Annotated in this window: 19 protein-coding genes and 2 tRNA genes; 8 read left to right on the top strand and 13 right to left on the bottom strand. The window is 29.5% G+C overall.

Features of this window, described 5'->3' with window-relative positions; all coding sequences use genetic code 11:
• Window positions 1–15: 15 nt before the first annotated feature.
• From fspA2 to AJ930_RS02945, 4 genes are all read right to left on the bottom strand, one after another.
• Window positions 16–444 carry a flagellum-secreted nonflagellar protein FspA2 gene (gene fspA2 / locus AJ930_RS02960; RefSeq protein ID WP_070233343.1) on the bottom strand — a complete coding sequence of 143 codons (429 nt, stop codon included), beginning with the start codon at window positions 442–444 and terminating at the stop codon, window positions 16–18.
• 126 nt (window positions 445–570) lie between these two features.
• A complete protein-coding gene (locus tag AJ930_RS02955; protein WP_070239636.1) occupies window positions 571–1,137 on the bottom strand; it encodes an anthranilate synthase component II in 567 nt (188 codons plus the stop codon).
• Complete coding sequence (locus tag AJ930_RS02950) at window positions 1,134–2,918, bottom strand: bifunctional chorismate-binding protein/class IV aminotransferase (protein WP_070274812.1); 1,785 nt, start codon at window positions 2,916–2,918, stop codon at window positions 1,134–1,136. Before AJ930_RS02950 ends, AJ930_RS02955 begins: the two co-directional genes overlap by 4 nt.
• A complete protein-coding gene (locus tag AJ930_RS02945) occupies window positions 2,908–3,972 on the bottom strand; it encodes a tyrosine-type recombinase/integrase (protein ID WP_070274811.1) in 1,065 nt (354 codons plus the stop codon). Before AJ930_RS02945 ends, AJ930_RS02950 begins: the two co-directional genes overlap by 11 nt.
• 626 nt (window positions 3,973–4,598) lie before the next feature.
• On the opposite strand from AJ930_RS02945, the gene AJ930_RS02940 reads away from it, so the two are divergent.
• From AJ930_RS02940 to AJ930_RS02925, 4 genes are all read left to right on the top strand, one after another.
• Window positions 4,599–5,261: a thiol:disulfide interchange protein DsbA/DsbL gene (locus AJ930_RS02940; protein ID WP_070274810.1), complete on the top strand. Its 663-nt coding sequence runs from the start codon at window positions 4,599–4,601 to the stop codon at window positions 5,259–5,261.
• Entirely contained in the window at window positions 5,258–6,055 is a 798-nt protein-coding gene (gene dsbI / locus AJ930_RS02935; protein WP_070274809.1) for a protein-disulfide oxidoreductase DsbI, read from the top strand. The genes AJ930_RS02940 and dsbI overlap by 4 nt, the downstream gene beginning before the upstream one ends.
• A gap of 99 nt (window positions 6,056–6,154) precedes the next feature.
• Window positions 6,155–8,017, top strand: coding sequence for an aryl-sulfate sulfotransferase (locus AJ930_RS02930; protein ID WP_070274808.1), 1,863 nt, complete (start codon window positions 6,155–6,157; stop codon window positions 8,015–8,017).
• A gap of 87 nt (window positions 8,018–8,104) precedes the next feature.
• Complete coding sequence (locus AJ930_RS02925; RefSeq protein ID WP_044779244.1) at window positions 8,105–8,746, top strand: thiol:disulfide interchange protein DsbA/DsbL; 642 nt, start codon at window positions 8,105–8,107, stop codon at window positions 8,744–8,746.
• 34 nt (window positions 8,747–8,780) lie between these two features.
• Here the strand turns inward: AJ930_RS02925 and AJ930_RS02920 are convergent, their stop codons facing one another.
• The gene (locus AJ930_RS02920; protein ID WP_044779283.1) at window positions 8,781–9,767 is read right to left on the bottom strand and encodes a c-type cytochrome; all 987 of its coding nucleotides are present in this window, start codon (window positions 9,765–9,767) and stop codon (window positions 8,781–8,783) included.
• Window positions 9,768–9,968: 201 nt separating this feature from the next.
• On the opposite strand from AJ930_RS02920, the gene AJ930_RS10260 reads away from it, so the two are divergent.
• Window positions 9,969–10,109: a hypothetical protein gene (locus AJ930_RS10260; protein WP_044779243.1), complete on the top strand. Its 141-nt coding sequence runs from the start codon at window positions 9,969–9,971 to the stop codon at window positions 10,107–10,109.
• On the opposite strand, the gene AJ930_RS02910 is transcribed toward AJ930_RS10260, so the two are convergent.
• Genes AJ930_RS02910 through AJ930_RS02890 form a run of 5 tightly spaced genes read right to left on the bottom strand, consistent with a single transcriptional unit; the run spans window position 10,097 to window position 14,578 of the window.
• Window positions 10,097–10,729 carry a hypothetical protein gene (locus tag AJ930_RS02910; RefSeq protein WP_002861507.1) on the bottom strand — a complete coding sequence of 211 codons (633 nt, stop codon included), beginning with the start codon at window positions 10,727–10,729 and terminating at the stop codon, window positions 10,097–10,099. The genes AJ930_RS10260 and AJ930_RS02910 overlap by 13 nt on opposite strands.
• The gene (locus AJ930_RS02905; protein ID WP_002852415.1) at window positions 10,726–10,968 is read right to left on the bottom strand and encodes a hypothetical protein; all 243 of its coding nucleotides are present in this window, start codon (window positions 10,966–10,968) and stop codon (window positions 10,726–10,728) included. Before AJ930_RS02905 ends, AJ930_RS02910 begins: the two co-directional genes overlap by 4 nt.
• On the bottom strand, window positions 10,952–11,998 hold the full coding sequence (locus AJ930_RS02900) for a DHH family phosphoesterase (RefSeq protein ID WP_044779242.1): 1,047 nt from the start codon (window positions 11,996–11,998) through the stop codon (window positions 10,952–10,954). The genes AJ930_RS02905 and AJ930_RS02900 overlap by 17 nt, the downstream gene beginning before the upstream one ends.
• An 8-nt stretch (window positions 11,999–12,006) precedes the next feature.
• Window positions 12,007–14,181 carry a flagellar biosynthesis protein FlhA gene (flhA, locus tag AJ930_RS02895; RefSeq protein ID WP_002852599.1) on the bottom strand — a complete coding sequence of 725 codons (2,175 nt, stop codon included), beginning with the start codon at window positions 14,179–14,181 and terminating at the stop codon, window positions 12,007–12,009.
• Window positions 14,168–14,578 (bottom strand): Rrf2 family transcriptional regulator, encoded by a 411-nt coding sequence (locus AJ930_RS02890; protein WP_002861509.1) that lies wholly within the window; start codon window positions 14,576–14,578, stop codon window positions 14,168–14,170. Before AJ930_RS02890 ends, flhA begins: the two co-directional genes overlap by 14 nt.
• 174 nt (window positions 14,579–14,752) lie before the next feature.
• On the opposite strand from AJ930_RS02890, the gene rpsO reads away from it, so the two are divergent.
• Complete coding sequence (rpsO, locus tag AJ930_RS02885; protein ID WP_002852579.1) at window positions 14,753–15,025, top strand: 30S ribosomal protein S15; 273 nt, start codon at window positions 14,753–14,755, stop codon at window positions 15,023–15,025.
• Window positions 15,026–15,110: 85 nt separating this feature from the next.
• Here rpsO and AJ930_RS02880 read toward each other — a convergent pair whose 3' ends face one another.
• Window positions 15,111–17,951 (bottom strand): FtsK/SpoIIIE family DNA translocase, encoded by a 2,841-nt coding sequence (locus tag AJ930_RS02880; RefSeq protein WP_070239651.1) that lies wholly within the window; start codon window positions 17,949–17,951, stop codon window positions 15,111–15,113.
• A 107-nt stretch (window positions 17,952–18,058) separates the two neighbouring features.
• On the bottom strand, window positions 18,059–20,308 hold the full coding sequence (gene flgL / locus AJ930_RS02875; RefSeq protein WP_070274807.1) for a flagellar hook-associated protein FlgL: 2,250 nt from the start codon (window positions 20,306–20,308) through the stop codon (window positions 18,059–18,061).
• A 180-nt stretch (window positions 20,309–20,488) separates the two neighbouring features.
• Between flgL and AJ930_RS02870 the strand changes: the two genes are divergently transcribed.
• Window positions 20,489–20,575 (top strand) — tRNA-Leu (locus AJ930_RS02870).
• A gap of 10 nt (window positions 20,576–20,585) precedes the next feature.
• Window positions 20,586–20,660 (top strand) — tRNA-Gly (locus tag AJ930_RS02865).
• Between the two features lie 30 nt (window positions 20,661–20,690).
• Here the strand turns inward: AJ930_RS02865 and abc-f are convergent.
• Complete coding sequence (abc-f, locus tag AJ930_RS02860) at window positions 20,691–22,622, bottom strand: ribosomal protection-like ABC-F family protein (RefSeq protein ID WP_070274806.1); 1,932 nt, start codon at window positions 22,620–22,622, stop codon at window positions 20,691–20,693.
• Window position 22,623: the final 1 nt, after the last annotated feature.

Genomic DNA, 22,623 nt, shown 5'->3' with positions numbered 1-22,623 from the left:
TTTGAAAAAATATAATCAAGCTTGTTGGCTTTGGAGTTCTTGAATTTGAGCTTGAATTACATCTGCTTGAGATTTTAGCACATCAATTTGTTTTTGAAATGTCGTTTTCATTTGTTCGTTAGCGTTTGTCATTTTTTGAGTAAGTTCTGCAATTTTAGCTAAAATTTCAGCTAATTTTGCTATTAAAGCCTCTAATGCGGGATTTACGCCACCTTTGCTACTTTGGATGGAATTTTGGTCTTTGTGGTTTTCTATTTTTTCTTGACTTACTTTGATTTCATATTCTTTTTCATTTTTTGAATTTGTTTGACTTAAACTTCTTGCTTCATCTGAAATTTGAATTTTAACCACATTGTCACTATGAACATTACTTACCAAATCATTGTCTTTGTTTATTTGTGTTTGATAATTGCTAAAATTTTTTGTCAAAGTATCTATTTTCATCTTAAATCTTTTTAAATTAATTTATATTGTTATCGGTTTTTTTATTTATAAATTTATATTAATGATAATTATTTTAAGGATATTTTATTTTAGATTTTCATATTTATATTTTAAATGCAAAAAAGACTAAAGCTTCATAAAGTTTTTAAGTATTTTTTTACCTTTTTGAGTTAAAACCGCTTCGGGGTGAAATTGCAATCCATAAATAGGATATTTTTTATGTTTAATTGCCATAATAATATTTTCTGAATTATGAGCTAAAATTTTGCATTTTTTAGGCATAGAACTAATATACAAAGAATGATATAAGCAAATTTCAATTTCTTTTTTAATACCCTTAAAAATAGGATCTTTTTTAAAATAAAGTTTAGAAATTTTACCATGCATGGGATTTTGTATTTTAGAAACCCTGCCGCCAAAAACTTCAGCTATACACTGATGTCCTAAACATATACCTAAAATTTTTTTATTTTTTTTAAAATATTTGATTGCTTTTAAGCTTAATTTAGATTCCTTGGGAGAATGAGGGCCAGGAGAGATGATAAGATGAGTGAAATCAAATTTTTCTAATTCTTTAGCTTTTTTAAAGGCATCATTTTTTATCACTTTACATGCAAAACCAAGTTCTTTAAGATAATAGATGATGGTATAACTAAAAGAATCATAATTATCTATAAATAAAATTTTCTTCATTGTAATTTTACCTTTTTTAAACCACGCACGGAATTAATACAATAAATATTTTCTGCTTCAAATAAATCTTGTTTAAATAATGCTTTTTCTTTTATCAAACCAAGATTGATTAAGAAATTTCTATATACGCCATTTAACATACCGCTTTGAATTTGTGGAGTATAAAATTGAGAGTTTTTTTCTAAGATGAGATTGGTTCTTGAACCTTCGCAAAGTTCATCTTTTTCGTTAAAAAAAGCTATGTCATAACACAAGTTTTGATGCCATTTGTATGAGTGTTGATTATAAAAAGTACGCAAAGAGCTTTTGTGATAGAGATTGTCACTTTTTGAGTTAATTTTATCATCACTTAAAAGCAAAATATCGTTTGAATTTTGTTTTAAGGCACTTTGTTGAAATTCGTATCTTCCGTCTTTATATAAAATCAGTTTTAAAATTCCTTCTTTGTGTGGATTTTTAAAGGGTAGCGAAAAATTATAAAATAAAGAGTGTTTTTTGTGGAAAATTTTTTCATCGAGTTTAAAAAGTGTAAAATTTTGATATTCTTTATAAGAACTTTTTTGATTTAAAATATTATAAAAATCTTTAAAGATGTTGTGAGTATTAAAATTAAATTTAAGAGCTGAATTTATAAGCCTTAATAAATGCTCTTTTAAAAATAAAATTTGAGAATTTTTAAAATACATGGTTTCAAAAAGATGAAAATCACAAGGATTTAAGATCGCGCTTTTAAGTTTTAATTCTTCAAATTCATCTTTGAAATTTGAGTCCCAAACCAAGCCACTACCGGTGCTATAAGTATAAATTTCATCTTGTTTTTCTAAGGTGCGTATGGCTACGCTAAATTTATTTTTATTTTTATGTATTAAACCTATGGTTCCGCAGTAAATACCACGCTCTCTTTGTTCTAATTCTTTAATAAATTTAATACTTTCAATCTTTGGAGCACCTGTAATAGAACCGCAAGGAAAGAGAGCTTTAAAAATTTGATATAAAGAAATATTTTTTTTAAGTTTTCCTTGTACGCTTGAAGTCATTTGATGTAAAGTAGGGTGACTTTGAATTTCAAAAAGTTTAGTTTTTAAGCTTTTTTTTGTGATGATTTTTGAAAGATCATTACGCAAAAGATCACAAATCATAACATTTTCACTTAGATTTTTTGTATCATTTTGTAAGAAGGTTTTATTTTCTTCATCTTTTATAGGATCTTTATCACGCTTAATTGTGCCCTTCATAGGTTTTGTAAATATTTTTCTTTTTTTGGTTTTGAAGAAAAGTTCAGGAGAGAAGGACAAAATTTCTCTTGCTCCATCTTTTATAAAAGCTTTAAATTCGGTGTCTTGTCTAGAAAGCAAAAGTTTAAAAAGTTCAAAAGAATCCATTTTGCTATGAAATTTAAAATTTTGAGTGAGGTTGATTTGATAAACTCTTCCTTTGGAGATCGCCTCTTTAACCTTGATGAAATTTTCTTTGTAATTATCTTGATCTAAAAAATTTATAAATTTAGGAATAAATTTTTCTTCATCAATATATTCTTTTTGAAATTTTTTTCTTTTTTTAAAAGCAAATACGGACAAATAGGCTTTTTTGCTTGTGAAATTTTTATCTTGAAAATATCTATATAGCTCATAATCAGCAAACATTAAAAGATAAAAATCATTTTTATATTTTTCTATAAATTTAAAGCATTTTTTACTTTCTTTGTGGTTAAAGGCTTTTAAAATGTGTTTTAAATCATGGTAAAAATATTTACCAAAAACAGCGTAGTCTTCAAGAGTCACTTAATTCCTTTGCAACCTGTGCGGCAAGTTTTAATTTATCATTATCAAAATGAGTGTAAATTCTTGAGGTATTTAAACTTGCATGTCCTAAAGCTTCTTGAACTAAAACCAAATCTTTTTGCTTTTTATAAAGTAGGGTGGCAAAAGTATGACGCAACATGTGAGCGCCATTTTTTTGTTTGCGAATTCCTGCACGAAATAAAAGCTGTTCTACTATGCGACTGACATAAGATTGAGTCAGTGGAGTGCCTTTTTTATTGACGAAAAGTAGGGCGTCTTTACTCATATAATTAATACTTACATTTTTCAGCAAATCGTAAATAAGTTCTTTTTTTATCATTACAACGCGATATTTATTGCCTTTAGCTCTTATTCTTATGATATAAAGATCGTTTTCTTCACTAATATCACCCATTTTGATATTGATAGCTTCACTTACCCGTATGCCTGTAAAAATGATGATTTTAATAATAAGCTTATTGCGTATGGTATTGTTTTTAAAATCTGCATTTTCAATAGCATCAAGAAATTTTTTAAGTTCTTCTTCACTCATAAATTCAGGTAATTTTACCCCTTTAGAACCTGCTATACCTGCCCAGTTTTTAAGATTGATATTGAAAATATGCGCTTTTTCATCTTCTTCATTTTGCTTGTCTAAAAAATCAAAAAAATTAATCACAGCAATACGGTAATTTTTTTTACTTGCATCTGATAAAGCACCTGTTATACTTGCTAAAACTTCTACAATGAGTTCTTCATCAATCTGTTTTAAAGAGTAAAGCTTGTAAAAATTTAAATATTCAAATACTTTTTTTAAAGGATTAAAATAAGTATTAACTCCACTTAAACCAGCATTTCTTGCTTTTTTTGCTAGAGCGTCAAGTTCTTCAATGTTTTTTACACCTTTTGCAAGAGCAAAATTAACTTCTGCTAAAGCTTGTGGATTTTTTAATTCTTTGTTAGATAGCGAGTTGAGTTTAAATTTTACATATTTTGCTAGCCAAAATAAGAATGATTTTTCAAAATTTTCTTCACAATCTAAAGGGTATTTCATAAAAACTTTTCCTAAATTTAAAATTTTAGCTTTTTAACTAGAAAAGGTATTTTAGTATTAACTTAGTAAAAAAAAGCTTTTTTAGGAAAAAGTTTGTTTTTATATGCAAGCCAAAAAGATTGAAATATTTTTATTAAATAAATCTTATATCAATCATAAAAAGATATGATAAAAGGTAAAAATATGTAAAATTTATAATTTTGTATTGAAAACTGTAATTTTCAAACTTTTTTATATACACCTAGATTATTCTACTTTGATATAGATTAAGCTGCTATTTTTACATACTTTTATGATTTTACCTTTTGAGTGAAATAAACTTATCCATAAAATATAATGTAAAAAATTGATAATTTTATTTTGTAAATTAAAATTATATTTTATTTTTCTTGAAAACTATAAAGAATATTTAAAAATTAAATTATTTTATATTATTATCAAAATATATATAAAAATGATAACTTGTGCATTCAATTTTTTAATCCCCTATTCTTGATTTTTAGTTAAAGTAAATATTCTTAGTTATAAAATTTTTAAGAATATTTTTATTTTAATAGTTTTATAATGGTTATTACATAAAAACTTAATAAAAAGTTTTATCAAAACCAAATTTCAAGGAGAAGGTAATGAAATTTCCAGTAAAATTAGCAAGATCTATTGTTGTATGTGCTTTTTTAGCAGGTATAAGTGCCAGTGCATTAAGTGAAGGTAAAGAATATGTAATTCTTAAAAATCCTATTGCTAACGCTGATAATTCATTGATTGAAATTTTTTCTTATCGCTGTACTCATTGTTATGATCATCGCAAATTTAATACCATGGGTAAAGTTAAAGAAAAATTACCTAATTTAACTTATAAATTTTATCCTGTAAGTTCTATGGGAGATTATGGAAAGCAAGCTAATGAAATTTTTGCTTTTGCAGCATTTAAAGATGGTGTAAATAAAGCTGATCCTACGGATAAAAATAGCTTAACTCATAAAGTTGCTGAAGCTTATTTTAATGCATATTTTAAGAAAAAACAAAGATGGGAAAATGGTAAAAATCCTGAAGCTTTTTATAGTGTCGGTTTAAAAGCAATGAATGTAAGTAAAGCTGATTTTGAAAATTTCTTAAAAACTCCAGAGGCTGCAGAGCTTTTAAAAAGTTATGAAATTGCCAATCCTATTTCGCAAAATTATGGCACCCCTGCTTTTGTTGTTAATGGAAAATATCAAATCGTTCCAAGTGCAATCAACTCTCCAGAGGCTTTGATTGAAATTACTAAAGAACTTAGCAAGCAAAAATGAGTTGTATAAAAATGAAAGATAATTGCAGAAATTTTTCACTTTCCAAATGGCAAGATACGCGCAAACCTTGGTTAATTTTGATTATAGTTACTATAGGGCTTACTTGTATAGCGCATTTTTTATTTCAAGAATATCTTTTTATGGAACCTTGCGAACAATGTGTGTATATAAGATTTGATATGCTTATTATGGCTATAGGTGGTATGATTGCATTAATCAACCCTAAAAATAATATTATAAAATTTTTTTCTTATGGCTTAGCTTTTTATGGAATTTGGCTTGGCTTGGAGCATTGTATAACTTTAAATCATATTCATGAAGTGGTTCATTCTGAAAATCCTTTTGCAGGTGTAGATGGATGTCGTGAAATTCCTATTTATCCATTTAATTTACCTTTGCATGAGTGGGCTCCTAGTTGGTTTTTGCCAACAGGAGAATGTGGGATGGATACCCCTGTAGTTCCAGAAAATGCTTATAATCATCTTAATGCTTTTCAAAAATTTTTTATAGGAACTCCACCTAATTTTGAAAATGGGCTTTATAGCAATGGTTGGTATTTGATTCCTAGTTTAAAGTTTATGAATATGGCAATTTGCTGTCTTATAGAATTTTTATGTTGTTTTATTGTGCTTTTTGCAATGTTTATAGCCTATGTTTTAGATAAAAATAAACCTAATGCTAAAATTTTTGCATTGGTGATTGTTATTTTGGTTTTGGTGCTTAAATTTATAGGCGAACCAAAAAATCCAAATCAAAATATAGCTAGTTTAAATCATTTAAATCAAGTCATTTAAAGATACTCTTAAAATACGCAACAAATTATTTTTGTTGTGTATTATTAAAATTTTATTAAGCTATCTTAGGATGGCTTAAATAATTTTAAAGGATTGATCATGAGACTTAGCAAAACTCTTTGTATGGCACTTTTGGCGGGTTCTACCCTACTTGCACCTAATGCTTTAATGGCCATGGGTGGCCCTAGTGGAGCGAAAATAGATTGGCAAATTCAAGGACAAATAGGTGCGATTAAAATGAATCCTTATGGATTGTCTCCTTTGACCGCTATTATTATGGATAATGGTTATGTCTTAAGTGATATAAAAGCAACCATTGTTCCTAAACCAAATGGTCAAACTATTTCTTATAATGTGAATTCTAAAATGGCTAAGACTTATGGTGGAATTCCTATTTTTGGACTTTATCCTTCTTATTTAAATACAGTAAAGGTAAGTTATACTAAAACTGCAAATGGTAAAAGTCAAAAAGTCATTGATGAGATTTATAAAATTACAACTCCAGGGGTTAGCATAGAACCAAGTGGAAGTACTGATCAAAGAGGAACTCCTTTTGAAAATGTGAAAGTATTAAAAATGGATCCAAAATTTTCAGATAGGCTATATTTAGTAAATAATGCTCCTGGAAAACAATCTGGCAAAGGCTCACAATCTGTATGGAATAATCCTGTAGGTGGTGCTATGGAATGGGATGAAAATTCAAATGTCTTTATCATAGATACTAAGGGTGAAATCAGATGGTATTTTGATAACGATAAACTAATGAACTGGGATAATATTTACAATCGTGGAATTATGATGGGTTTTCATCAAAACAAAGATGGAGCTTTAACTTGGGGATTTGGTCAAAGATATGTAAAATACGATATCTTAGGAAGAGAAATTTTCAATCGCAAATTACCTGCTACCTATATAGATTTTTCTCATGCTATGGACAATATGAAAAATGGGCATTATTTATTAAGAGTAGCTTCAGCAAATACTTTGCGTCCAGATGGTAAGCATGTACGCACAGTGCGTGATACTATTATAGAAGTAGATGAGAATGGTAATGTTGTTGATGATTGGAGATTGTATGAGATTTTAGATCCTTATAGAAGTACTATTATCAAAGCTTTAGATCAAGGTGCAGTGTGTTTAAATATAGATGCAAGCAAAGCGGGTAAAACTTTAAGCGATGAAGAGCTTGCCAAAATGGATGAAAGCGAAAAATTTGGAGATATAGCAGGTACAGGTATAGGTAGGAATTGGGCTCATGTAAATAGCGTTGATTATGATCCAAGTGATGATAGTATTATTATTTCTAGTCGCCATCAAAGTGCTGTTGTTAAAATTGGTCGTGATAAAAAAATAAAATGGATTTTAGGGGCACATAAAGGATGGAATAAAGAATTTCAAAAATATTTATTACAACCTGTAGATAAAAATGGCAAAAAAATTGTTTGCGATGATGATTACAGCAAATGCCCAGGTTATGAAAATGAAAATGGTGGATTTGATTTCACTTGGACACAGCATACAGGCTGGAGAATTGATAGTAAATCAAACAAGCGTTATATTTATATAAGTGTTTTTGATAATGGTGATGCAAGAGGAGCTGAACAACCTGCGTTTGCAAGTCAAAAATATTCTCGTGCTGTAATTTATAAAATCGATCAGCAAAATAAAACTGTGGAACAAATTTGGGAATATGGTAAAAATCGTGGAAATGAATGGTTTTCTCCTGTAACTTCTTTAACTCAATATGAACCAGATAAAGATTCTATTATGGTTTATAGCGCAACAGCTGGAATGGCTTTTGATCTTAGCAAAGGTGTAAGTCTTGGAGAGCCAAAACCTGAAATTGATGAATTTAACTGGGGTGCTAAGGAGCCTTCGGTTCAAATTCAATTTAGCGGTTCAGGCACGGGTTATCAAGCAATGCCTTTTAGCGTTGATCAAGCATTCAATCCTAAAAAATAAAACAATAAGCCCAAAAATAAATTTGGGCTTATTTATTTTTTTTAAATAAAATTATCTCTGAAAATTTTATTTAATCAAGGATATAGTATGCGTAATTTTTTTTGCAAATTTGTTTTAGCGCTTGTATTTTGCTCAAGTTTTGCGTTAGCAAATAATAGTTTTATTACTCTTAATCCAAATTTACCCAACTCCGAAAATAGTGTAATAGAAGCATTTTCTTATAAATGTATACATTGTTATAATCATCATAAATTTGGAACCCTTGAAAAACTAAGAGAAGCTTTTCCAAATTTACATTTTAAACTCTATCCTGTAAGTTTAATGAATGGAGATTTTTCCAAAGAAATGAATGATCTTTTTGCCTTTGCTCAATACAAAGATGAGCAAAATGGTAAAGACGCGAGTTATTCTGATAGTTTATCTCATAAACTTGCTGATGTTTATTTTGTTTCTTATTTTTTAAACAAGCAAAGAAATTTTTCGAATTTAGATGAATTTTACGACATAGGTTTAAAGGCTATGAATGTAAATAAAAATGAAGTATTAAATTTTTTAAATACCCCAAAAGCTAAAGAAATTTTAAGCGAGTTTCAAAGAGCTAATGATATAGCTAAAACCTATGGCACCCCTGCTTTTGTTGTTAATGGAAAATATCAAATTAACCCAAGTGCAATCAATTCGATGCAAGATTTAGAAGATCTAGTTAAAAAATTAAGTAATATGAAATAATAAATTTTTTAAGGCAATAAAAATTGCCTTAAAATTATTTTTTGATCATATTTGTATAAGGTCCATAGCGATGTTGGGTTGTAGAAAAGCTATCATCATAAGGTCCTACATCCATATCCAAAGGCTTAACCTTTCTATCTGGAAAGTCTTTATCTCTATTTGCTTTAATAGGACGGGCTTGTGAATTCATGTAAGCTGCTACATCATAAGCATCTTCAAGACTTAAGTCAGGCGCACCTTGAGGCATATTTTCTTTAATATAAGAAGCAGCTTTGATAAGACGATACATTCCAGCTCCTGTATTATAACTATCATTGCCCCAAAGTGGTGGATAAAGATAATACGCGCCTGCGCTATCCTCATTTTTAAGCCCTAATCCATTTTCTTGATGACAAACGGCACATTTATCCATATAAATTGCTTTACCTTTTTTAGGATCAGCTGCTCTCGAGATGAAATCTATCTTCTTAAGCCCCTGCCCTTCTATCTTAGCTCCTACTGGAACTCCTTGAGATAACCATTGCATATAAGTTAGCATGGCTTTCATTTCAGGCGCATCACTAGGCATTCTTTTGCCATTCATAGAGCGTTCAAAACAGCCATTGATCCTATCTGCTAAGGTAATTACTTTATCTCCTCTGGCATTATATTGTGGAAATCTTGCCCAAATTCCTACAAAACCTGATTGATTTTGTACACTTCCACCATTAGCATGGCAACTTGAACAAGAAAGATTATTTCCCGCAAATCTTTTTTTAGGATCTTTGGCCTGTGGACCTACATATTTGCTTGTTTCATTAAGAATTTTATTTCCCAAAATAACCATTTTGCTATATTCTGAATTTTTTGGCATTTTAGTTTCATCTATGGTACCATCTTCATTTAAAGCCTTAGGTAAATTCCATTTGGCAGTAGGTAGATCAATGCCTGTTGCACTCTTAGTTTTTTCCAAATTTGGATCTAAGGCTAAAGCACAACTTCCACATAACAACAAAGTTAAAACTATAGAAAATTTATTCATCATTTTTCCTCCTTAAATTTGTCTAATTCGAATTCAGTATATAACTTTGCTTCAAAAAAGTCAATAAAAGTTAATAATATTTCAATAAAAAACTTCAAATTCTTAAAACAATATTTATTTGCCTTATAATTAAAACTTTAAAATAAAAATAAAGTTTTTTTGATAAAATTGAAGTTTGCAATATTTTTAAAGGTTGGTTTAATGAAAAATTTAAGCATTCAAGAAAAAAAAGACTTAGATAACTGCGTTTTTCAAAATCTTGGAAGACAAGATACTTTTACTTTAAGTGCGATTTTTAAAAATTTTTATTTAAAAATTAAAGCATTTGTTTATTCTAAATAATACCACTTAAAATCTTTTTTTGTGTAAGAAAGATCTTTAAAAGAAGGCGATTGGATAAATAGTTTGCACTCTTTATCCAAATTTTCTATTCCGTATATTTTCATAGCCATTCTTGAGTCATGTCTTGTAAGTTCTATTCCAACGCAAGCTTGATTGTTGATTTTATAAAGCAAAGTACCACCATCTTTTTCATCTATATTTAAAACATCCAAATTCTTATCTTTACTCATATCTTTTACATCTTTACTAAAAGAATATCGGAGTTTATAATATATCATAATATCTTGCATGGTATTTTTCAAATTTTGTAAATTTTCATTAATCAAGTATCCATTATTTTTATAAAGTTTTAAAAAATCTTCATTAAGAAATTTTTGAAAACTTTTATCTTTAGATAATTTTTGACAAGAGTTATAGCTATTTAAAATTCTAACTTGACCAGCTTCTATTAAAAGCTCAAGGCAATCTTTATTTTCTTGTGAAAATTGTACTAATTTAACTTCTTGAATCTTAAAATCTTTGTTCGGTTTTTTTTCATAAGCAAAATCATTTAATTTTTCGTAAATATTAGCAAAACTTAAAGAATATAAACTAAAAAAAAATAAAATACACTTTTTCATTGAAAAAAATCTTTGTATTTATTTTTTAGAAATTCCACGACTTCTAAAATTTCATCAACCCCTTCTTTGTTCGAATTTTCGAGCACATTATCTATATTATCGATATAAGCTTCTATTGCATTTTCTAATTTTTCTCTTTTAACTCCAGCGTATAAAAGCATAGCTTCTAAAACTATGCTAAGCTCATATTGTAAATCTTCTAGTTCATTTTTTAAGGTTTTATTATTGTTTTGATTCATTGTTTTCCTTTTTAAGTTCTTTGCTTTTAATTAAATCAATAATTTGAGCCTTAATATGATTATAATTTGCTCCATCTTTAAATGTCGCAAAAAGTCCACCACTAGCATTTTTATGTCCACCACCACCTACTAAATTTTTAGCCATTAAACTTACATCTATTTTTCCATTTGCACGAAAACTTAAGGTTTTTCTAGAACTAACATCAATAAAAAAGTCATAATCAGGATTTTTTACTAAAAAATCATTTCCAATAACAGAAGTATTGCCTATATTTGAAGTTAAGATGCCTTTATGGCCTTCATATTCTATACTGAAATTTTCTTTTAGCTCACTTAGTTTTTCAACTACAAAATAAGAAATTAAATTAGAAAGAGTATCATCATTTTTTCTGGCAAAATAATCCTTTTTTATAAAATGAGTAGCATTATCGAGTAAAATATTCGCATTTTCTTTTCCTATAAATTTCCAAGCCTTATCAAGCAAGAAAAACATATAATCAATTTGCGATTCTTTAAACATCACGCGATTTATTTCTTTTGCATTGGCAATCAAGCCTAAAAAAACCTTTCCAAGTTCAAAATTTTCATCCTCGCTTAGCCAAATATCAACAGCATTAACTACATCAACAAATTTTGAAAGTTTTAAAACTGGGGTGCAGATTTTAGAGAAAAAATCATAAACGATTTTAGTTGCACATCTTTTAGAATCAAGTAAATACCAAGAATATTTTTGAGCACATTCTTCGCCACTCTGATGATGATCAAGAAGAAAAATTTTAATATTTTTCTCTTTACAAATTTTATCAAATTCTTCGCATTGATTTAAATTTAAATTTAAATCTGTTATTAGAATAATAGCTTTTCCGAAATTTTCATCTTTTTCTATATCGCCTATAATAGAGTTAAAATTTTCATTAATTTCTTTACCATAATTAGAATTATAAAATTTCACATTTTTAAAATAAAAATTTACTACAAATTGACAAGCATAACCATCAAGATCTGTGTGCGAAAGATGATAAATTTTCATTATATTCCTTAAAGTTCTATCCTAATAATACCCTCGGTATTAAAATTTGTATTTTCTGCAATTTCTGCAAAACTTAACACTACTATATTAATGCTAAAATTATAACAAATATCAGCAATGAATTTTCTAAGTTGCGGTTCAACGCAAAGTATAAAAGGCTTGATACGACCATTTGCTACTGCGGCAACTTCAGCCCTTAGAGTATCTACTAAAGTGCCTGTTTGAGCTACACTTAAAGGCAAGTGATAACTTCCATCTCTAAATTGTACATTTTCCATTAACACTGCAGAGCTAGCAGAGTCTAAGATAAAAATATCCAAATTTCCTTTATCATCTAAATACATATTTGTAATCATCCTAGCTAAAGACGCTCTTACATGTTCAATAATCATATCAAAACTCTTGCTTACTTCTGCTATATCGCTTACAGATTCTAAAATAGTAAGCATATCTTTAATTGGTATGTGATGCTTAAGCAAGTCTTTGAGAATTTTTTGAATAAGACTTACAGGTGCAACACCTAAAGCACCTTCTACAATGATTGGATAATCATTTTTAACCTTATCAAGAAGATTTTGCACCTCTTGGCGTGTAAGAAGTTCGCTTGCGTGTGCTTTGATAAGTTCGCTCATATGTGTTGAAATAACACTTGCAGGATCTATTACTATATAGCCATTTAATGTTGCTTCATCTTTTAAATTCGCATCAATCCAAAGTGCATCAGAGTTAAAAGCAGGTTCTTTTGTAGCAATCCCTTCTATCTCTTCTGTGATAAAACCACTATCCATGGCTAAATATTTATCCGGATAAATTTCAGCACTTGCTATAGACACGCCCTTGAGTTTAAAACTATACTCATTTGGTTTAAGTCTTAAATTATCTCTTATTCTTATTTTTGGCATTAAAAATCCTAAACTTTCAGCAATACTTCTTCTCATTGAGCGAATTCTTTCTGTAAGTTCGTTTTCAGCAAGCTTAATAAGTCCGTATCCAAGTTCAAGTTCTAAAATTTCAACTTTGAGTATGTCGTTAATCTTGTGCTCTTCTTCTTTGAGAATTTCCTCTTCGCTTTTCTTAGCAGGTGCTGCCGTTGTCCCACCTGCTCCACTTTGAGATGCAGCTGCGGCACTTGGTTTGCTTTTTTTAACTGTGGTTATATCAATTTTACCTTCCTTAACCTGCTTGGTAAGATAGCCAAGACTTAAAAAAACTAAAGCCATAAAGCCCAAGGATAAAGTTGGCAAACCAGGTACTAACGCAAAGATAAAAAGTACAAAACCTACTATTAAAAGTGTGCGATATTCACTTAAAAGTTGAGTTAAAGTTCCTTCTGCAAAATTTTCCTCATCTTTGCTTGCACGAGTGATAATTATAGCGGTTGCAGTAGAAGTAATAAGCCCTGGAATTTGCGATACAAGTCCATCGCCTATGGTTAAAATAGTATAAGTAGATGCAGCATCGCTTAAAGCCATATCGTGCTGAAAAGATCCTATTAAAAAACCACCTATGATATTTATAATAGTTATGATAATTCCTGCAACAGCATCTCCTTTGATAAATTTAGAAGAACCATCCATTGCACCATAGAAGTTTGCTTCAGCAATAACTTCTTGACGTCTTGCTCTAGCGGTTTGTTCATCGATAAGTCCTGCATTTAAATCCGCGTCAATAGCCATTTGTTTACCCGGCATTGCATCAAGTGTAAATCTTGCTTGTACTTCAGAAACCCTTGTACTACCTTTTGTTACAACCATGAAATTAATTAATACTAAGATACAAAATACAATCACACCAATGACCATATTTCCACCAACAACAAATTCTCCAAATGCTGCTATAATCTCACTCACAGCTTCAGGGCCGTTTTGCCCTTCGCTTAAAATCATCCTCGTAGTAGCTATATTTAAAGAAAGTCTAAATAAAGTAATAATCAAGATTAAAGTTGGAAAAGTTGTTAAATCTGTCGGTTTAGGTATATAAATAGAAATTAAAATAATTAATACTGATAAAGCTATACTTAAAGCTAAGAAAAAGTCCAAAATAGGACTTGGTAAAGGAACTATGATAATAGCTAAAATGCAAACTAAAAAACCAACAATAGTTAAGCTTTTAGCTTTTAAAACAGGAGCAATTAAAGGCCCCAAAAAAGGAAAAACTAAATCGACTATTTTATTTTTTGCCATTATTTTTCATAATATCTTCTAAAGTAATAGAATCTAAAAATTCATCTACTTTATTTTGTAAATTTACTAACATAGGCATTAAGGTGCAATTTTTTTCTTTATTATTTGGACAAGTACCACCACTGCATTCAAATACACTGATATCCTTTTTTTCAGCACTATTAACAATTTCTTTTATAGTATATTGATTTGGTTCTTTGATTAATGCAAAACCACCTTTTGCCCCTTTAAAGGATTTTAACAAACCATCTTTAGCTAAAGTTTGTAAAATTTTAGCTAAAAAACTTTTGGGAATATCAAGCTCTAAAGCTAAAGAATCTACATCTTGAGGTGTTTCTTTTTGAGAAATATAAATTAAAGAAAGTAAAGCGTATTCGCTAGCTTTGGTAAATAGCACAGATTCTCCTTATTATAACTATAGAAATAGCTGTAATTATAATAAATAATTCTTAGAAAAAGACTTAAATTTTGACAAAACCTTCTAAAAAGGATAAATTCAGTTTATTTTTTGCTTTTTAAGATAAAATTACAGTTCTTTAATTTTATTATTTTACCAATCAGGAGGTCTATCATGGCTTTGGATTCGGCCAAAAAAGCAGAAATAGTTGCGAAATTCGCTAAAAAACCAGGTGATACTGGTTCAACAGAAGTTCAAGTAGCTCTTTTAACTGCAAGAATTGCAGAACTTACAGAACATTTAAAAATCTACAAAAAAGACTTTTCATCAAGACTAGGACTTCTAAAACTTGTAGGTCAAAGAAAAAGACTTTTATCTTATCTTAAAAGAAAAGATTATAATTCTTATAGTAAGTTAATTACTGAATTAAATCTTAGAGATAAATAATTTTTAAGCCCTTTTTACGGGGCTTTTTCTTTTTAAATTTCTTCTTTTGTAATCAGTTTTATATATCAAAAATACAAGAAAAATCTTACAAGATTTCCCTTTGTCCTTTGGCATCAGGTTCGCTTAAAATCCCGTTTTGCGTAAGTTGTTCAATAATATTTGCAGAGCGGTTATAGCCGATTTTTAAACGGCGTTGTAGATAAGAAATGCTTGTTTTTCCATCTTCTAAGATTACTCTTTTAGCTTCTTCATAAAGCTCATCTACTTCCCCATCAAAGCTTTCATTTGTTGTAACTCCCATGCTTTGTTGATCTTTTAAAAAGCTTTCATCATATTCTACACTTTGTTGATCCTTTAGAAAATCCACGATTTTTTCTATTTCAAATTCGCTTGCAAAAGGCGCATGCAAACGCACTATAGAGCTTGTTCCAGGAGGAGTAAATAAACAATCCCCTCTTCCAAGTAAACTCTCGGCACCCATAGCATCTAAAATAACTTTAGAGTCAATTTTTTGCCCTACTTTATAAGAAATTCTACTTGGTAAATTCGCTTTGATCAGTCCTGTTACAACATCAACAGAAGGTCGTTGTGTAGCTACAATCAAGTGAATTCCACTTGCTCTTGCCATTTGTGCAAGTCTTCCTATGTAAAATTCTACATCTTTACCCGCAGTCATCATCAAATCAGCAAGTTCATCAATAATTACTACAATAAAAGGAAGTTCTTCACCACCTAATTCTTTCATTTTTTCATTGTAATTTTCTATATTTTTGGTTTTTGCATCAGCCATTAAACGATAGCGTCTTTCCATTTCAGCCACCATATTTGAAAGTGCATTGACTGCTTTTTTTGGATCTGTGATAACAGGAGTTAAAAGATGAGGAATATCATTATAAATGCTAAATTCAAGCATCTTAGGATCTATCATCATCAAACGCAAGGTTTTAGGAGAGTTACGATATAAAAGACTTAAAAGCATAGAATTTATCCCCACACTTTTACCGCTACCTGTAGTTCCTGCGATGAGTAAATGCGGAAGTTTTTTAAGATCGGTTACAAAAGCATTGCCTACTATATCTTTGCCCAAAGCTATAGTTAAAGGACTTTTAGCATTTTTAAAAACTTCGCTTTGTAAAATTTCTCTTAGATAAATAGTTTGAATTTCATCATTTGGGACTTCTATGCCTACAACATCTTTTCCTGGTATTGGAGCTTGAATACGGATTGATTTTGCCATTAAAGCCATAGTTAAATCATCTTGTAAATTTAAAATACGACTTACTTTTACATCTGCGCTAGGACGAAATTCAAAAGTAGTTACAACAGGACCAACATAAGTGCTTATAACATCGCCACCTATTTTAAAACGACGCAACTTTTCAAGAAGATTATAAATTTTTTTATCTATTTCACTTTCATTGATTTCTTGTCTATGCTCTTTTGGATTAGCTAAAAAATCTAATGGTGGCAAGGTGAAATCTTTTGGTTTTTCTATCTCACCCTGCTCTATTTCACGCAATAAAGCTTGGTTAATAGCAATTTCTTTGGCTAAAACTGCTTTTTGAAGTTTAATTTCTTGATCATTTGTTTTTTCATTATCGATTTTAATTTCTGTATTTTGGATAAAATCGAGTGTATTTTTTTCTTCTATAACTATTTCATTTATATTTTTTATAGGAGTAGGTTCTATATAAGGATGATTTAACTCTTCTACAATAGGAGTAAATTCGAAGATATTGTCTGCTTTATCTGGATTTTTATTTTCATTTATTTTGTTTGATTCTTCTGTTTCTGTTTTGATTGTCTTTGAGTTATTAAAACTGTATTTATTCCCTTCTATAATATCGCTTGAATTTATCGCATCATATTCTTCTAATTTTTTAATTTCTTGTTTTACTTTATTTTCTAAAATTTCATTTTGATAGGCTTTGTATTCTTGTTCTAGTTTTTCTTTTTTTATCAAATTCTCTCTAAGTTCAAGCTCTTTTGTGAAAATTTTTGGTTTAACTTCCTGTTTAGAAACTGGAATTTCAATATTTTTACGCTTATAACTTGGCTCATCTAAATTTTTATTTGTATCTATTTGCTTTATATCTTCAAGTTTTTTAGGTTTTAAAAAACGTTCAGGAATCATATCTACCCCTTCTTCTGAAATAAAATTAAAATCTTCATCAAGGCTAATGCTCATTTTGCTAGCCTTTTGTGCGAAATTTCGCACTTGTTGAGAATGCTCATAAACAAAACTTCTTGATTCTTTTAAGCTTTGTGTATCAATCTCTATGGTTTCATCTAAAATTTGATTTTTTAGTTTTTCAAAGTTTTCCTTAGCTGTGGTAATTGAATTTTTACTTGCATTGATATTGCAATCTTTGATTATCTGTTCTAAGTTATTGGTTTTTTCTTTTTTATTTATTTGCAAATTCTCATAAATACTATCTTGCAAAATATTTAATTTTGGAGCCATAGGTTCTGATTTACCTACATCTTCTTTCTCATTTTCTCCGCCAAATACACGCATAAGTAAAGATTTAAAAGCTTGCTCTACTTTTAATAAAAAAGTAAAATCTAATTCTATTTTTAAAATTTCTTTTGCAAATTTCGGAAACAATAAGATCAAAGAAAATAGCAAAAGTAAAAGAGCAAAAATTCCACTCCCTGTATGTCCTAAGATTATAGAAAAAAATCCATATACAATTTCTAAAATATACCCAAACTCTCTATAAAAGACAGAAAATAAAAGCAAAGTAGAAAAAAAGGCCAAAGAAAAACCAAAAAGCTCTCTACGCTTAAAATTTTCTATTTTATAATTTTTTCTATAGTAAAGATAATTTAACACAAGTAAAAAAAATGGATAATAATACCCAAATTCTCCAAATAAAAATAAATTAGCCTTGTAAACCCATTCTCCCATGCTAGGTGCTAGCATACAAAGACAAATATAAAAAATAACAAGTGTAGAGCTGGTAAAAATGGCTTCTTTTTTAATATTCTTTCCTTAAAAATAAAATCAAAGCCAAATTATACCATAAATTTTTACATATAATTTAATAAGCTAAGTTGAGAAATTGTTGTACTAGCCTTAAGAGAAGCTTGATATGCAAGTTGAACTTGCATTAAATTCATCATAGCTTCACCATAATCTACATCAATAACATTTGACTTAATGCTTTGCACATTTACGCTTAAGAAATTTACTCGAGTATTGACACCATCTATAGTATTATGATAAGCTCCCATGGTTGTATTAAGCTTGCTGATATGATCTGCTAAATGATCGAGTCTTTCTAAAGCTCCTTGCATTCCGGTATTTCTTGGATCGGCCGAATTTCCATCGGCTCTCATATTACCACTTAAAACCGCATCTATCATAGTATCTAAATCTTTTATAAGATCAACATTTGGTTCATCTATAACTAAAGCATTATTGGCACTAAAACTAAAATTTGGACCATTCTCTACTTGCGCAGTTGTAGTATAAGGTGGTTGCGGAAAATGTCCACTTTGAGAATCACTTAAAGAAATTCCTATGTTGGTTCCTGAGGATAGCTTATCGGTAACGCTAATGCGACCTTTATAATCCATGCTTACATCAACAGTAGCTTGAGAATCTTTCATGAGTTGTTGTAAACTATTATAACCATTTGCATCAACTTTTCCATTTGTAGCTGTTATGCTTTGGGTTGGAATTTTATCTGCGGCAAACATACCTATAATATCATTGATTTGACCATAAGTAATATCATTTGATCCTGTAACAACTCCACTATTTCCAGTTGCAGGATCAGTATGGGTTATAGGAAAACTTATGGTTTGACCTGGATTATTAGGATTAGGATAGCTTACAGTTGAAGTTTGTAAATTTATAGTAACATCGTAAGAATTTCCACCTTTGGAATTGACTTTTAAATTTAAAGTAGTACCATTTAGACTATTTCCTGCCATTACCTCGCTAAGTTTGGTTGAATCAGTTGCATAAGCATTACTTCCTTTAATAACTTGAGAAACATTACCATAAACAGTATTTCCATCTTTTTCAAAATAAACATTATCATAATCTGCACCATTGGCTTTGTTGCCAGCTGAATCAGTCATATTGCTTTTAATAAAATCAGTTTGAGCTAAACTAAAGGTAAACTCTTGCTCTTTTCCATCTTTTCCTGTTAATTTAATAGTAACTGGACTAGTTGGATTGGTAATATCACCATTTTTCATAGCCTCTTGCATAACAGCATTGGTAACATTATCCATGTTAAGATCATTATCCTTAACAAATTTTTCCATTGCTTTGAAACTTTCTGTTTTGTCCATTTGTGGAGTATAGGCTACGGCATGAAAGTCTAATTTATTATTGCCTTGTTTTAAATCTGTGATTTGAATTTGACCACTATTATTGATGCTTACTTCTACAACTTTATTATTAGCAGTGTTGCCATAAAGTGCACCAATTTGCTCTAATACATCTTCTATTTTATCATCTGGTTTTACTAAAACTGCACTTTTAAAGCTTGTTCCATCTGGTTTTGTTCCTTGAACATAGAGTGTTGAAGGTGGAAAATTAAGTTTTCGGTCTTTATCTTCAAAATCTATATCCGGATCTAATTTTCCATCTTTTACATAATTTTGCCCGATAAGCTGCTTCCAAGCAGAATCCCCGTTTAAATATTCTTGTTTATCTTTATCTGTATAACGATTATCTGTAAAACTGATATTAGTAGTAATTTGTTTTTTATAGTCTCCATCTGCTTTGAAAAATAAATCCCATCCAGGTATATTATAAGGACTTTCAGTTCCAGCTCCAGTTACTACATTGATATTATTTTTATCTCCATAATAATTACCATTGGAATCAAAAGGTTTATTTGCAACTTGTGAGCCTGCAAAAAGATACTGACCATTAACGCTAGTATTTGCAAGCTGAACTATACTCTCTTTTATGCGTTCTAATTCTTTTGCTATAGCCTCCCTTGAAGTTTGAGAGTTCCCATCACTTGCAGCTTGAGTTACTTTAACTTTAAAATCTTCAAGAAGTTTTACCATATCTTGCAAAGCTTTCATGCTGTTTTGAGTCATTTCTTTTGCACTGTTTGTTGCTTGTTTTACTTGTTCTAATGTTTTAATTTCATATTCAAGACGCGTATTATCTATATAAATGCTTGCATCTTCATATGAATTTTGTATTTTTAAACCTGAAGCAAGTTGTTGAGATATCTGATATAAAGCACTTTGACCACCCATAGAATTATTCACACTATTTGTGAAATTAAGTTTATTTGTAATTCTCATTTTTTTCCTCTAAAGTATTAAAGTTAAAATCTTTTCAAACATTGCTAATAAACAAAAGCAATAACTGTTCCAAAAATTTAAATTACATAATTTTATATAATCTTTTTGAAAATACTTTTTATTTTTAAAGTATTTTTTAGTCTAAAAAAGTATAATTTCAACTTTAAATCTTAAAAATGAGCCCGAGTGGTGAAACTGGTAGACGCGCCAGACTCAAAATCTGGTAAGGGCAACCTTGTGTCGGTTCGAGTCCGACCTCGGGCACCACTTATTTTTTGCGGGAATAGCTCAGGGGTAGAGCACAACCTTGCCAAGGTTGGGGTCGCGAGTTCGAATCTCGTTTCCCGCTCCATAGAGTAAAAAAATATAAAATCTTTATTAATTATAAATTCTCACTTTTCTCTAATACTAAAAAATACTCATTTTCTAGAATTTCAAGTTCTTTTTGCATTACTTCAAGCTCTTGATAAAGCTTGTTAATACCTATTTCTTGATATACATTTGGATCGGATAAATCTTGATTTAATTTAGCTATCTTTTGCTCTAAAAAATCTATTTTTTCAGGATGGTTTTTTAATATCTCATTTTCTTTGTAGCTTAATTTTTTAGAGCTTTTTTCTTTTTGGTTATTATTTTGCTCTTGGGTTTGAAGCTCTAAAGCAAAATTATCCAATTCTTCAATTTCTTTTTCATTTTCAAGATATTCAGTATAAAGAGTGTGTAAAATATTTATATATCCATTTCCCTCAAAAGCATAAAGTTTTGTTGCGATTTTATCAACAAAATATCTATCGTGTGATACTAGCAAAATAGCCCCTTCAAAACTAAGTAAGTATTCTTCTAGTATATTAATCGTAGCTATATCAAGATCATTAGTTGGCTCATCTAAAATCAAAACATCATATTCTTTAGTAAAAAGCAAGGCTAAAGCAACGCGATTTTTCTCTCCACCACTTAAAAGAGCCACACTTTTATCTAAAAATTCCTTAGGAAATAAAAAATTTTTCAAATATCCATAAACATGCATATTTTTACCACGAACTTCAACCCTATCTCCACCATTGGGACAAAAAATTTCAAGCAAGCTTTTATCAGAATTTACCAAGCTTCTAGCTTGATCAAAATATCCTATCTTAAGCTCTCCGCGTTTTATTTCACCGCTATCTTGTTTTATTTGCCCTAGAAGAATTTTTAACAATGTCGATTTTCCACAACCATTTCTTCCTACGATAGCTATGCGTTCACCTTGTAAAATACGCGTTGAAAAATCTTTAAAAAGATTTTTATTGTTTATATTTTTGCTTATATTTTTAAGCTCAAAAAGCATTTTTTTACGATTGATCGTTTTTCCTCCATTAAAATTTAAGGCCGCTCTTGAAATTTCAAGTTTTAAGCGTTTGATTGCTCCGGGATTTTTTTTCGCTTCTTCACGCATTTTAAAAATGCGTTCTTTTCGTCCTTCATTTCTTTTAAGTCTTGCCTTAACCCCTCTTCTAAGCCATTCTTCTTCGCTTTTTAATTGCTTTAAAAGAGTTTCATGGCTCTTAGCAAGGCTTTGCAAAATTTGTGTTTTTTTCTCTAAATAGTTTGCATATCCGCCTTTAAAAATACTAAGTTTACCCTGCTCCACTTCTATACACTTGTGTGCTATAGCGTTAATAAAATATCTATCATGGGAAATAAAAATCACACACATCTTTGAATTTTTTAGCAATTCTTCTAAAAAGCTTGTCATATATACATCTAAATGATTAGTTGGCTCATCAAGCAATAAAATATCAGGATTTTTTAGTAAAAGTATGCAAAGGCCAACGCGGCGTATTTCTCCACCACTTAAAGTAGATATAATACGATTTTCATACTCAAGCAAACTAAATTCTTTTAAAACGCGTATTATTTTAGATTCTATATTCCAAGCATCTTTACTATCAATCAAAGTCATAAGCGTATCTATTTTTTTAAGATGATCTTTATTGCTAGGATCTTCTTCTAATTTTTTATGCAGTATTTCATATTCTTCTAAGGCATTGTAAATTTCTGCAAGCTCTTGCTTGATGGCTTCTTTTACACTTAAATTTGCGTTAAAATCAACGGTTTGTGAAAGCATGGCTATGCTTTTTCCATTTTGTCTTATTACTCTACCGCTATCTAAAGGAAGTGCGCCTAAAAGCGTTTTTAAAAAAGTAGATTTTCCTTCTCCATTTTTGCCTATAATGGCAATCTTTTCTCCCTCGTTTGCGCTAAAATTTACTTCATTTAAAACTATTTTGTCTCCAAATTTTTTTGAAGCTTCAATTAAATCTATAAGAGCCATT

It is taken from the genome of Campylobacter sp. BCW_6871 (assembly GCF_001762325.1).
Lineage (GTDB): Bacteria > Campylobacterota > Campylobacteria > Campylobacterales > Campylobacteraceae > Campylobacter_D > Campylobacter_D jejuni.
Note: the sequence above shows the minus strand (reverse complement) of the source record. Positions and strands in the feature narration are given on the sequence as shown.

Bases quoted from the DNA above. Each gene is read 5' to 3' on its own strand.
- fspA2 (WP_070233343.1), bottom strand. From the start codon at position 444: ATGAAAATAGATACTTTGACAAAAAATTTTAGCAATTATCAAACACAA.
- AJ930_RS02955 (WP_070239636.1), bottom strand. From the start codon at position 1,137: ATGAAGAAAATTTTATTTATAGATAATTATGATTCTTTTAGTTATACC.
- AJ930_RS02945 (WP_070274811.1), bottom strand. From the start codon at position 3,972: ATGAAATACCCTTTAGATTGTGAAGAAAATTTTGAAAAATCATTCTTA.
- AJ930_RS02940 (WP_070274810.1), top strand. From the start codon at position 4,599: ATGAAATTTCCAGTAAAATTAGCAAGATCTATTGTTGTATGTGCTTTT.
- dsbI (WP_070274809.1), top strand. From the start codon at position 5,258: ATGAGTTGTATAAAAATGAAAGATAATTGCAGAAATTTTTCACTTTCC.
- AJ930_RS02930 (WP_070274808.1), top strand. From the start codon at position 6,155: ATGAGACTTAGCAAAACTCTTTGTATGGCACTTTTGGCGGGTTCTACC.
- AJ930_RS02925 (WP_044779244.1), top strand. From the start codon at position 8,105: ATGCGTAATTTTTTTTGCAAATTTGTTTTAGCGCTTGTATTTTGCTCA.
- AJ930_RS02920 (WP_044779283.1), bottom strand. From the start codon at position 9,767: ATGAATAAATTTTCTATAGTTTTAACTTTGTTGTTATGTGGAAGTTGT.
- AJ930_RS10260 (WP_044779243.1), top strand. From the start codon at position 9,969: ATGAAAAATTTAAGCATTCAAGAAAAAAAAGACTTAGATAACTGCGTT.
- AJ930_RS02910 (WP_002861507.1), bottom strand. From the start codon at position 10,729: ATGAAAAAGTGTATTTTATTTTTTTTTAGTTTATATTCTTTAAGTTTT.
- AJ930_RS02905 (WP_002852415.1), bottom strand. From the start codon at position 10,968: ATGAATCAAAACAATAATAAAACCTTAAAAAATGAACTAGAAGATTTA.
- AJ930_RS02900 (WP_044779242.1), bottom strand. From the start codon at position 11,998: ATGAAAATTTATCATCTTTCGCACACAGATCTTGATGGTTATGCTTGT.
- flhA (WP_002852599.1), bottom strand. From the start codon at position 14,181: ATGGCAAAAAATAAAATAGTCGATTTAGTTTTTCCTTTTTTGGGGCCT.
- rpsO (WP_002852579.1), top strand. From the start codon at position 14,753: ATGGCTTTGGATTCGGCCAAAAAAGCAGAAATAGTTGCGAAATTCGCT.
- AJ930_RS02880 (WP_070239651.1), bottom strand. From the start codon at position 17,951: ATGCTAGCACCTAGCATGGGAGAATGGGTTTACAAGGCTAATTTATTT.
- flgL (WP_070274807.1), bottom strand. From the start codon at position 20,308: ATGAGAATTACAAATAAACTTAATTTCACAAATAGTGTGAATAATTCT.
- abc-f (WP_070274806.1), bottom strand. From the start codon at position 22,622: ATGGCTCTTATAGATTTAATTGAAGCTTCAAAAAAATTTGGAGACAAA.